Source organism: Colwellia sp. BRX10-4, assembly GCF_014077465.1.
Taxonomy (GTDB): domain Bacteria; phylum Pseudomonadota; class Gammaproteobacteria; order Enterobacterales; family Alteromonadaceae; genus Colwellia_A.
In genome coordinates this window covers 76,354-87,918 of record NZ_JACGVZ010000019.1, presented here as the reverse complement: position 1 = coordinate 87,918, position 11,565 = coordinate 76,354, and the positions used below count along the sequence as shown (strand labels likewise).

9 protein-coding genes are annotated in these 11,565 nt (G+C 36.6%); 5 read left to right on the top strand and 4 right to left on the bottom strand.

From position 1 onward, the window contains the following. The first annotated feature begins 158 nt into the window (after positions 1-158). The 3 genes from H4J67_RS14590 to H4J67_RS14580 all read left to right on the top strand — a co-directional run bounded on the left by H4J67_RS14590 (position 159) and on the right by H4J67_RS14580 (position 1,653). Entirely contained in the window at positions 159-665 is a 507-nt protein-coding gene (locus tag H4J67_RS14590) for a hypothetical protein (protein ID WP_182204133.1), read from the top strand. Between the two features lie 123 nt (positions 666-788). Beyond that, complete coding sequence (locus H4J67_RS14585; RefSeq protein ID WP_182204131.1) at positions 789-1,196, top strand: hypothetical protein; 408 nt, start codon at positions 789-791, stop codon at positions 1,194-1,196. A 130-nt stretch (positions 1,197-1,326) separates the two neighbouring features. Then, on the top strand, positions 1,327-1,653 hold the full coding sequence (locus H4J67_RS14580; protein ID WP_182204129.1) for a hypothetical protein: 327 nt from the start codon (positions 1,327-1,329) through the stop codon (positions 1,651-1,653). Between the two features lie 326 nt (positions 1,654-1,979). On the opposite strand, the gene H4J67_RS14575 is transcribed toward H4J67_RS14580, so the two are convergent. Both H4J67_RS14575 and H4J67_RS20770 read right to left on the bottom strand, forming a co-directional pair. Further along, positions 1,980-3,227, bottom strand: coding sequence for a diguanylate cyclase (locus tag H4J67_RS14575; protein WP_310740627.1), 1,248 nt, complete (start codon positions 3,225-3,227; stop codon positions 1,980-1,982). A gap of 857 nt (positions 3,228-4,084) precedes the next feature. After that, complete coding sequence (locus H4J67_RS20770; protein WP_259368621.1) at positions 4,085-4,894, bottom strand: PEP-CTERM sorting domain-containing protein; 810 nt, start codon at positions 4,892-4,894, stop codon at positions 4,085-4,087. Between the two features lie 1,064 nt (positions 4,895-5,958). On the opposite strand from H4J67_RS20770, the gene H4J67_RS14565 reads away from it, so the two are divergent. Further along, positions 5,959-6,822 carry a hypothetical protein gene (locus tag H4J67_RS14565; RefSeq protein WP_182204128.1) on the top strand — a complete coding sequence of 288 codons (864 nt, stop codon included), beginning with the start codon at positions 5,959-5,961 and terminating at the stop codon, positions 6,820-6,822. 327 nt (positions 6,823-7,149) lie between these two features. Here the strand turns inward: H4J67_RS14565 and H4J67_RS14560 are convergent, their stop codons facing one another. Then, on the bottom strand, positions 7,150-8,493 hold the full coding sequence (locus H4J67_RS14560; RefSeq protein ID WP_182204126.1) for a PAS domain-containing sensor histidine kinase: 1,344 nt from the start codon (positions 8,491-8,493) through the stop codon (positions 7,150-7,152). A gap of 41 nt (positions 8,494-8,534) precedes the next feature. Further along, on the bottom strand, positions 8,535-9,941 hold the full coding sequence (locus H4J67_RS14555) for a sigma-54 dependent transcriptional regulator (protein WP_182204125.1): 1,407 nt from the start codon (positions 9,939-9,941) through the stop codon (positions 8,535-8,537). A gap of 337 nt (positions 9,942-10,278) precedes the next feature. Between H4J67_RS14555 and H4J67_RS14550 the strand changes: the two genes are divergently transcribed. Further along, on the top strand, positions 10,279-11,535 hold the full coding sequence (locus H4J67_RS14550; protein ID WP_182204124.1) for an efflux RND transporter periplasmic adaptor subunit: 1,257 nt from the start codon (positions 10,279-10,281) through the stop codon (positions 11,533-11,535). The last annotated feature ends 30 nt before the right edge of the window (positions 11,536-11,565 follow it).

Below are 11,565 nucleotides of genomic sequence, written 5' to 3'. Positions count from 1 at the left end.
AAAAGTATGTTATGTTTTATCATGCTAGCCTCTGTTTGATAATGTTGACACATATATTATGGCTCTGGTTTGTAAAACTAACCCACATTTAGAGGCTAGCACCTTGTGGGGAGTCATTGTGTCTAGCTAACTACATCAATCATCAACAAGGAAGAGTCATGAAAAAGTTTATATTGTTAGTATCTATTTTATTGTGTACGCAATTATCTTATGCAAATACAGGTTCAGACAATGAACCCTTGCATAAAATAGTTAAAGATTTTGAGAGTGCAATTACAACCAAAGATAAATCTAAATTTCTTGATTTGTTTTACGAAGGTACAGTTTCTTGGGTTGGAGTTTCATCTAACAATGATTTTAAAACAGCTAAAAGTAGAGCTGACGCAGCAATAGCAAAAGGTGAACGAGCTAGGATGCCTATGAAGAATTTTCAAAGTGATCCTGAAAAATTCATCGATGGTATTATTGCTCGTGTTAAAGCGCCTAGAGAAACTTTCGAAAATATAAAAATTCTACATGACGGTGAAGTCGCAACAATATATTTTGATTATGAGTTTTACGACGGTGAAGTAAGAAAAAATTGGGGCAAAGAGAGCTGGCTACTTGTTAATACTGAGAAAGGTTGGAAAATTAATTCAGTTATTTTCTCTATCACTCGCGGCTAAAAGTTAGCTAACAAGTACTTCAAACGGAACAAAAACAGTTGGTTAGGTTCCGCTTCGCTTCACATTATAACCAACTATTTTTGTCCGCTTAAGTGGGCGTTAGAAAGCACAGGTAGTATGCATATGAATCTTGAAGACTTTCCTTTAGCTTGGAGATGGACACAATCTTCACATGCTAAGTTACCTGATAATATTCTTTGTGAGCTTCATCCTTATGATATTGAATCAGCCCAACTATTAGCAGCGTCTCGACTTACACACTTTCCTGCTGGTGCAACTAGACATAATTCATCTGTTGCTGATGAGCCCGTGAAGGATTGGTTAAAGCAACTTGCAATCAGTTCGCAACGAGTTACTATTTTGTGGGATCAAAATACAGCACTTAATCTACCTTGGTCTGTATTCTGTGATTATTGGGATGATTTTTGTTATCCCTCTAGTGATGATGCTGACCTATTTTTAGAAAGTGGTCAGTTATTTTTACGCTGGAATCACTATGAAGTTTTTGAGCACGATCCAAGTGCTATCTAACAAGGCGCTCAAGAGGGAAAATTTCCAGTTTGCTGTTTTCACTCCGTTCAACATTTTAGCAAACTATAAATCTCCCCTTAGCGGGTCTAGCAGTATAATCAAAATTGGTTATCAATAATAAAGAGGTTTTATGTTTTCAGGTTTGGTCACTATAATGGTCTTTATGATCGGCGGTGCAATTGCTTTTTCTTACAAAAAGCCTGCTGCTTACAGATTACTAATGAATAAGTTTTTTGATTGGTTAGGATTTATTGCTTTTGGTGCTCTTTGTTTATGCTCTGGTATGGATCTTACTGTTAGGCATTTTGAAATAGATATTAAAGATTTTGGTGTATATTCATATTTAATACCTGAATTTCGTTATTTGTGGGTTATACCACTAGCTTGTATTTTGCTGTATTTTTCTTTCAGTGCATTGGGTCGCTTAACTCAAGAATTACAATCAACGGAAGAGTAATATACTGCTAAGCCATTCAAGCAGGACAAATAACAGTTGGCTATTTGCTCCTTCTTTAGCCAACTATTATTTGTCTCTTAATGGGGCGTTAGCGATACAAAATCTAATCCAACCTATCTAATTAGCTGTAATAGCTAATGTCTCTTTTGTGGCAATTGCGGACATTAAGCTTTTGCAAACTCAGGAGCATATTTAGGGCAATATTAGCCAAGCTTTTCTACTTACTTGTGGGGCTGGTTTAAGCTCATACCTGCCAGTCGACTTCATTCTAAACTCCAGCTTGGAACGATCTTTAGATAGTTTGAAAGGCATTTTATCCTCAAAGCTTAACTCACAATACGAGGTAAAAACCCCTTATCTGTTATGAAGGTATTCCTACCAGAAGCTTTTGCAGTATATAAATGCTCATCAGCTCTTTTTAGAGCTGCTTTAAAGTCTTCATCATTACTGACTTTGGTATAACCAATACTTACGGTGATATTTTTGTTATCTGGTAGAAATGAGAAATTAAGTATCGCGATAGCTTGTTGTAATCGTGAAGCTAGTTTATGCATCCCCCTCTTATCAGCACCGGGCGTAATGACGGCAAACTCTTCACCACCTATTCGGCCTAATGTGTCTTCTTTTCGTAAGCAGTTAGCCATTGCTTGGGATACTTGTTTAAGGACTTTATCTCCAGCATCATGACCATAGGTATCATTGATTGCTTTAAAGTGGTCTAAATCTAACATCATCACACCAACATCATAGGATAACCGTCGTGAGCGGTTTAATTCTTCGTTTGCTGCTTGGAGAAAAGCGCCTCTATTAGTAACGCCCGTTAGGCTGTCAGTATATGCAAGTTTTTCTAATTCAGCAGTACGCTCAGCTACAACTTTTTCTAACCCTGTAGAGTGCTTATGCACCTGTTGTCCCATCTCACTAATAGCCGATTTAAGCTTAACCATCTCGTTACTGCTGCCTTTGTCAGCCTCCAATGCAAGCGGACTGAATGATGATTCTGGCTTGAAATTATTTAACCAGTTAGATATTTCATTTAAATGACGGATTACCAATTTATGGATGATAAAGAGGATAAAAATGGAAACAAAAAAGGTCTTAATAAACTGAGAGATAAGAATGATGATGAAATCATCCTTGATTTTTCGTTTTACTATGTCAGTAACAATTTGATATTCAAAAGTTCCTACAGTTCCAGTTCGACCCGAATATTCAAATTGTAGTTTGATCGACGTTTGATGAGCCTCTATGTCTTTTTCACCTAAAAAGACCATTGTATCCCCATTTTCATTCTTGATAGTTATAGATTTAAAAAGGCCAATCCGCATCAAATATATACCTATATCATTAGCTTTTGTAGCATTGAGTTCCCAAAGAGCCCTAGCCAAAGAAGGTGCATTTGTTTCAGCTAATTGTTGAGATATTGTTTGTAATTCTTCTGTCTCTTTTTGATAATTCAGTGACAATTGGACAGCGGTAATTATTACGGTAAATAACCCGCTAAATAATAATATTCGAATCAATAATACTCTTGATAATCGACTGGTATTTATTAACCTTGAGAGAAATGCCACATTACGTCCCTATAACTGCAATTGGTAGAAAGTGGTAACATTCTAATAGAATGCAGATAAAGTCAATTATTTGTACAAACAATTAAATTTTGGTTCTTAGTTTATTATCTTTAGGGGTAGTGCGATATAATTAACGTTCAATTAAGTACCTATATCCGCAATGTTTAGGTTTGATCGCATTCAGGTTTAACTGTTTATTGGCAAAAAATAATCATCATGACGCGAGTAACTTCATCCATTTTGAACGTCAATTATCAGGAAAGGGCTAATTCAACATGGTTTTAAGCCATGCCCGCTGTAGATCAAAACATAAAAAAATTTCAGTATAAATTCTCAAATGCTAATGTCTTCAGTGTGGCAGCTACTGACCTTAGAGTAGTCCGTTGTATAAATTTTTAGTTTTGCTTTAAAAAATTGCTATTTCAAAAGATATCCTAACGACAAGTAAGTGCCTTTCCTGACATTAACTATGGTTTGTTCTTTAGGGTAATATTAGCCAAGATTTTCTGCTCACTTGTGGGGCTGGTTTAAGCTCATTACTGCCAGTGGAGTTTCATTTCAGAACGCTAACTATTGCCACAGATAAGCCCTTTCTTTAATGAAAAACTGACCTAATAATAGACAGTTTAGATATTTAGAGCGGACGTTAGAGTAGCTGTCTTTATAGACAAAGAATTGAAATGGTTTTTTGTCATATAGTTGATATGAACTACGCTCGTCGAATAACGCAGCTTTATAAGCAAAAGAGCATCGCCCAATCTGGAAGATGCTTTTAGAAGATTACCGACAACATGGGTTTACTTAGGCATACCATCGATAATAATTAATCTCGATAGGCAAACACAGTAGAAGTAGGATTATTTCTTAAATCGACGTGATGCTAAACCCATTATACCTAGTGCAAAAATAGCAAGTGTCGATGGTTCTGGTACACTGGTTGTCGCTCCGGCATTTTCCGCGAAGTTTCGCACAGCTTTACTATAAGTAGTAGTATCGTCTGCCCACATAGAAGACTCTCCCGATGAAAGGTTGTTTCCATTTGATACGTATGCAATATCCCCTAAACCTAAAGAGCGTAACGTCCACGAATAACGATCGCCATTATCTGCAGCCACAATCCCTATAGTATCTGTCCCCAATTGTCCAAAACTATCACGGTCAGTAGTTTGTGTGCCTGTAGTTGTAGGTATTAACCCACGTATGTCAAATAACCCTGTGGTTAGACTCGATGCTATATTAGAGATAGCGCCAGGATTAAAACCACCATCAGTAACTGCTCCACCACTCCCACCTAAAAACTGCATTAATCCTACATCATTTGGTGATGCTACGCTATCATAGCCAGTCACAAACACATTGCCGCCTGCAGTTACATAATTACTTAAATTGTTGAACATCCCAGAATCATTATGGTACCCACCTCCACCATTACCAGTTGCGCTCCAATATATAGCATCATATGCATTCAAATTTCCTAATAATGCAAGTGTTGAACTACCAGAATATTGATTTAGACTAATATCTACAGTGTGTCCTGCATTTGACAACACACTGGCTATTGATGAATCAGTCGAATTATCGGAAACAAATAGGATCATTCCTGCGGTAGCAATATTTGAAAACGCAGCTGAAGCAACAATCAAGCCTGATGTTAAAGTTTGTGACAAATTAAATTTCATTATTATTCCTTTTTATTTTCTTTCCATTAAATATGGTAGGTAATTGTGAGTTTATTGTAATTAACTGCTCCGACATAGCAAAAAACATACCAAAATATTAATCCGAAGGAATTTCAATGAGATGGCAAATATTCGGATTTAATTAAAGTAACAATGTAAAATAAACTGACACTCACCATATCTAGCCCCTTGATATATCAACATTTTATTACATTTGTATTATTTATTATTGGTCGGCTACAAAAATACCATGACATGATTGAATTAATACTTAAACATCTATGAATATTCAAAGTAATAGTGTGTGAATTATAGTAAGTATCCGATTAGTGGTGTCATTGATTAATACTAAATAGTGCTGAATTTATTGTTCAATACCTAAACATCAATACCTAGTTGAAAAAATAGTCTGTTCATTATATACAAGCTGGTTTTTAATCATTTGTTTTAGCTTAAAAATCATCTGGCATAGACCATAAAGCTGAAAGTTTACATTCTCGCTGGCAATATATAGCGCACTAAGTGATCGTTAATAATTCAAGAGTGACTGTCGGCAATGGTGGCTTAGTTGTCTGTCAAGATAAGGTAGTTCTACGTATTCTTAACACTGCCAAAAAGCTATCGATGCTAATGTCAGCTAACGTATCTAAGTGAACATAAACTTGCCTAATTTTGAGGACTGATTTAGGTCAGCAGGGTGGTATTAATTAGCCTTGTTATCGCAACCAGAAAGCCTTCTTTTAGCTAGGAGAGGAAGTTATATTGATGAAAGTATATGTCAATAGTACTCTCAGCAATGTCATTAAGCCGATTATTAAGTGACTTTTCATACCTGGCAATGTTTTCATTTTTCTTGCATCATTTTTTGAAATAGTGATATGCTTTTATTGCGCATGACGAGCGCGGCACTACCGAGCCGAAAAACGAGATATGTTTGTCAGTATTTTTTAGAAAAACATTACATAATTTAATATATTCACTGTCTATTTTGGTGTGATTTAACTATTTGTGTTCGAGTATCGGTAGCAAAGCGACACACAAGGAATAGTAAAATGACAACTGAACCCACAAAAGAATCCTACCGCCCGTTAATTGAAATTGAGCGCTTAGAGCCTTATTTAAAATTCCCTTCGGGGTTAACCATCAAGCAAGCTAAACAAAATGCAAAAGCATTAAAAAAAGCACAAAACATTTCACAAACTGAAGCAATGAAAATTGTCTGTTGGGGGAATGGTCTTATTGATGTTAAGGATTATAGCCAATCAATTGATAAGCTCGTTTCAAACACATTTGGACGTAGCAGTAAATCGTTTGGGTTTATCAAAAAAGCAGAGGAAATAAAGGGCGTGTGGTGGTATAAAAACGACGATGAGACAGAACACTATGAGTCTATCGTAACTAGTACTACCTCATTAAATCGCTATAACGAAGATGAAGAGGCTAATCAATTCATTACATGTTTAGTTGAACACCTTAACAATGAAAATGAACAAAAGAATAAAGAAGCCCGTTTTTTACAAGCGGTAAGAGATTGCATTGCTTTCTTGGGGCATGATTTTTATCGAATTTATGGCGGGAAATCACTTGCTAGCATTGAAAGTATTGACGATATAGATATTAATGTTGAAAAGTTACTGTTTGATGGGAGTGGCTCGGGTGGCTCTAAATTAATGAGTTATGCATTAGCAAGTTGCTACAATTCGTTATATACCGCACGATTACTCATGCAAGAAGCCTTAGAAATAAAGTTTAAAAACGATGAGCAAGGCCAGTTTGATATATCAAATAAAGAAGGCAGAGAAAACCTAGCGTCTTGCGTTAATGATTATCAAGAATTTGGCGTTATGTGTTACAACCTAGATAAGCCGAATAAGGATATCATCAAGCGCCTTTTAGATAATTATCACGGCTGGTAAAAAAACCTTTTAGTAGCATTTTAAACTGTTACTTATCACATTCCCCCTTTGGGGGAGATTTCGCCTTAGAGTATGTAATTTAAAAATAATTTTCTAAGGCGGAAAGGGGCACAAAACGAGATAGCTTTTATGGTTTGCCTGTTCGCTATATAAAAATAAAAAATTGAGACAAATTTTATCAGCTGGCTTTATAACTGTAATTTATTTGTTTAAATAATGTGCTAGTTAATGTTAGAAAGTTGATCTGTTATTTAAAAAAAAGGCTCCCTTTTTACGTTTGTTATAATTGTTCTGGTATAGGTCTTTCGTTAAATACTATTACCTAAACTAACCAAATATGCATCTGAAAAAAGCACCTTTCGCACGAGTGAGATAAACTAAATCTCCGCCGTGATTTATCATAATTTGTTTAGAAAGACTCAAGCCAATACCCGAGCCTTGCTGTTTGGTGGTAAAAAAAGGGACAAAAACCATCTCGATAACATGTTCGCTTATACCTGTTCCATTGTCAGCAATTTCAACATAAAGTTGTTGAGCTTTATTTTGTGCAACGGTTATTGAAATTTGATTTTGTTCTTGATAATTACTCGCTAAATTTAGCTGTTGATTACGCTGTGATTTTATCGATTCTATCGCGTTTTTAATCAGATTTATCAGGACTTGCTCAATTTGAGCACTATCTAACATAACTAATTGTTGGCTTTGTATATCTATTGTTAGCTTAGTATCGCATTCAACAAGTTGTTGCCTGTGGAGCATTTCGATTCGCGTTAATATAGTGGCTAAATGCGTAGGCAGCAAATTTGGCATAGGCAAGCTGCTAATTTGTCGAAAACTCGCGATGAACTCACCTAAGTATTGGGTACGAGAAGCTAAAGTATTTAGTGCTAAGATTAAGTCCTGTTTATTTTCTTCATCAATAAAGCTCAGATTTTTTGGGATCATCCCCTGACACGTTTGTGCAATAGAAGCTAATGGGGTTATGGTATTCGCCACTTCGTGAGTCAGTACGTGAGTTAACCGTTTATAAGCTTGTTGCTCTTTATTTAGCAACAATTCATGAATTGATTGTAAAGTGACGATCTTACGCTCTTCTCCTTGGATCTCAGCAATGCTTACTTGTAAGGTTAAGGTGTCTTGCTGCTCGCCATGTAGCCATTGCACGGTACTGTGCAAGTTCTTTTGCGCGTCTGAAATTATTGTACCAATATGATTTAGCTCATTTAAATGGCTGAAAGTTTTACCTAATAACCGAGCAACCGCTGGGTTAGATTCAATAATATGTCCTTGGTCGTCGCAAACGATAACGGCCAAATCTACATGTACTAGTAAGGCTTTTAAAAAATCGCTTTGTTTCTCGGCAGCAAATCGTGCCGATTGCATTTGTTGTTTTACCCCCTCAAAATGCTGACGCATTGGATGATGAGTACTGAATCCCAGCGTATTATCGCCATTAGCGAGTGATCTAACAACTTGTATCAGTTGTTGATCTTGGCGTTTAAAAAGTGTCAGTAACGACGCCATAAATGTTATTGATAAAACGAGCACCAACAGCAAAGTCGAAGACACGCCAATAGTCATATATATACTCGTAAGTAGTGCGACACAAGCCAGTAAAGCGACAAGGTTAATAACCAATAATAACCAAGGCCGATTGTTTATAAAATTCATAAAATATAGCTCATTTAATTAAGTTATAGGGGGAAGAATAATTAAAGGTCATGCTTTTCTAGGCGACGATACATAGCACCTCGCGTCAATCCGAGTGCTTTTGCTGCTTGGCTGACATTTCCCTGATGATGTTTCAGCGCTGCACGCACAGCACGTTGCTCTAATATGTCTAAATTGAAGCAATCATAATCAGTCGTATCTATTTCATTATTTTCCTTTGTAGTATTTATTTCTTCAAGTTTTTCAGGTGTTTTTTCCCCTACCACTGAACAAACATCTAAGACACCACAATCACTTAAAATAACCGAACGTTCAATAACGTGCGCTAATTCACGCACATTACCGGGCCAAGCGTAATGACATAACAGGCTCATATCGTCGGGTTTAATTGACAAATCTCTTTTATATTTTCGGCTAAAATGATCAAGGTAATATTCAGTAAGTAAAGGGATGTCATCAACTCGCTCACGCAATGGTGGCAAGCGTATTTCTACGGTATTAATGCGGTAAAGTAAGTCTTGTCTAAAACGATTTTCACCAACAGCTTGTGGTAAGTTTTCATTGGTCGCGCAAATAAGTCGAATATTAACATCTATCGGCTTTGTACCACCAACAGGAGTGACTTGACGATTTTGCAATGCAGCTAATAAAGTTGCTTGTTGATTCAAAGGCAGGTTGCCCAACTCATCTAAAAATAAACTGCCTTCGTTGGCGAGTTCAAATCGCCCTGTTCTATCAGCCTTAGCATCAGTAAATGCGCCTTTTTTATGTCCAAAAAGTTCACTTTCAAATAGGCTTGAAGCGATTGACCCCATGTCTAGACTAATAAATGCTTCATCACCTCTATTACTTGCTAAGTGTATTGCATGCGCCGCTAATTCTTTTCCCGTTCCGCTTTCGCCGGTAATTAAAATGTTAGCATCTGTTTTAGCCGCTTTTTCAATGGTGTCGAAGACTTGTTTCATCGCACTACTTTTACCTAAAAACTCAAAGTTTTGCCCTTTCAGGGCGTGATTTAATCCTTGGGTTTGTCGAGTAAGTTTGTCTACTTTTTGTTTATCTTTAGCATGCGCGAATGCAGCAGCGATCACCGCTAAAAGTTGTTCATTTCTCCAAGGTTTGGCGATAAAGTCAGAGGCTCCGGCTTTTATAGCATCAACTGCTAATTGAATATCACCGTAAGCCGTCATCAATACAACAACCAAAGATGGGTCTTGTGCGAGTATTTTTTTGAGCCAGTAAAAACCTTCCTGACCACTAATAGCATCATGATTAAAGTTCATATCGAGCAATATTACTTCTATTTTTTGCTCGTTTACCACTTTCTCAATGTCAAAAGGGTTATCTGTTGTTAACACAGTTTGATAATGTTGCTTAAGCAATAACTGAGCAGCAATCAAAATATCTAGGTTGTCATCAACAATTAAAATTGAGCCTGCTTGCTTCATTTCGTCTTCCACTTTTTAAATATTTTAAGTCTACCTTACATTCAATAAACCCGTCTACTAATTAACTGTCCATAAATGGACATCAATCTCGCTTATGTACTATAACCGGACACTACAAAAAAACAACGACTCTCGACGAAATTAATATAACAAACTGTTTTAAATAGAAATAATTTTTAAATCCATACATGGCATAAGACTTGTAATGATAGCCACAGTTAGAAACAAAAATACCTCTTAAAGCTAAACGATAGTGAAGAGGAACAAATGATTTAGATACTTTAGGTGAATAACGTAAATGGGTAACGTAAATGGGTAACATAGATGGACAACATTGATGGATAAGAAAATAATCAGATCTCCGTTACGAAAATATTTTAAACATTGTCTGTACGGCGTGATTTTGTTAACTATATTTGTTGTTGCTTATAGCTTCAGTCAATCAACTGATGGCGGACGTAGTCAAAATTTAGCTATAAACACTCTCACCATAAGCCCTGTTATTCAAGGTACATTTGTTGATGCGTTAAGTTTGCGGGGTCAAGTTGTACCTAAAACAACAGTTTATCTAGATACAACCGCAGGTGGTCGGGTAGAGGAACGTTTGGTTGAACAAGGTGAATTTGTTAAAAAAGGGCAACCCTTGGTGCGCTTAAGTAACACAAGCTTACAGCTTGATGTAATGGGGCGAGAAGCACAAGTTACAGAGCAGCTCAATTTTCTGCGAAACACTCAAATGAATATGGCGACGAGTCGATTAAATTTACGTCGCGATTTGTTAGAAATTGAATTACAGATCAGTCATTTACAGCGTCGGGTAAAGCAATCATCGACCTTAGTAAGCAAAGGCCTGTTGGCTGAAGACAAACTCGCAGAAGTTGCAGACGACCTTACTTACTATAAAGCCAGAAAAGCACTTACCATGGAACGTCAACAGCAAGAAAACAGCATACGCAAGGTACAGGTTAAGCAATTAGAGGAAAGCGCTGTCATGCTCGAAAAAAATCTAAATTTTGCCCGTGATAATTTAGATAATTTGTTATTTAAGGCTCCTGTTTCTGGTTATTTAAGTGAGCTGAATGTTGATATTGGTGAATCAAAACAGCGTGGTGCCCGCCTCGGACAAATTGATATCCCCAATGAATATAAGCTAGTAATACGCCTTGATGAATTTTATTTAAACCAAGTACAGCGTGACTTAGTCGTTATGGTAGCACTAGAAACGGGTAGTATTATGGCTAAAGTCAGTAAAATTGATAGTCGAGTTAATCAATCACAATTTCAGATTGAGGTTGATCTCCCGACAAACGCTAGCAACATAAAGCGTGGACAAAGCATTAATGTAGAATTGATGTTAGGTGGAGACAAAGAGCAAGCTTTACTCCTTAAACGCGGCGCATTTTTTAGCAATAGTGGCGGAAATTGGGTTTATGTACTTAACGAAAATGGCGACAAAGCTGTTCGAAGAAACATCAGTTTAGGAAAAAAGAATCAAACGTATTTTGAAGTATTGTCAGGCTTAACGCTGGGCGAAAAAGTGGTTACATCAAGCTATGGCAATTTCGATAAAGCTCAACAATTACAATTAAACTAACTTAAATGAAAAACACGATATTAAAGGAAT

What these genes read in the sequence shown, in the direction of transcription:
- H4J67_RS14590 (WP_182204133.1), top strand. Translation starts at nt 159, where the DNA reads ATGAAAAAGTTTATATTGTTAGTATCTATTTTATTGTGTACGCAATTA.
- H4J67_RS14550 (WP_182204124.1), top strand. Translation starts at nt 10,279, where the DNA reads ATGGATAAGAAAATAATCAGATCTCCGTTACGAAAATATTTTAAACAT.
- H4J67_RS14560 (WP_182204126.1), bottom strand. Translation starts at nt 8,493, where the DNA reads ATGAATTTTATAAACAATCGGCCTTGGTTATTATTGGTTATTAACCTT.
- H4J67_RS14565 (WP_182204128.1), top strand. Translation starts at nt 5,959, where the DNA reads ATGACAACTGAACCCACAAAAGAATCCTACCGCCCGTTAATTGAAATT.
- H4J67_RS14585 (WP_182204131.1), top strand. Translation starts at nt 789, where the DNA reads ATGAATCTTGAAGACTTTCCTTTAGCTTGGAGATGGACACAATCTTCA.
- H4J67_RS14555 (WP_182204125.1), bottom strand. Translation starts at nt 9,941, where the DNA reads ATGAAGCAAGCAGGCTCAATTTTAATTGTTGATGACAACCTAGATATT.
- H4J67_RS14580 (WP_182204129.1), top strand. Translation starts at nt 1,327, where the DNA reads ATGTTTTCAGGTTTGGTCACTATAATGGTCTTTATGATCGGCGGTGCA.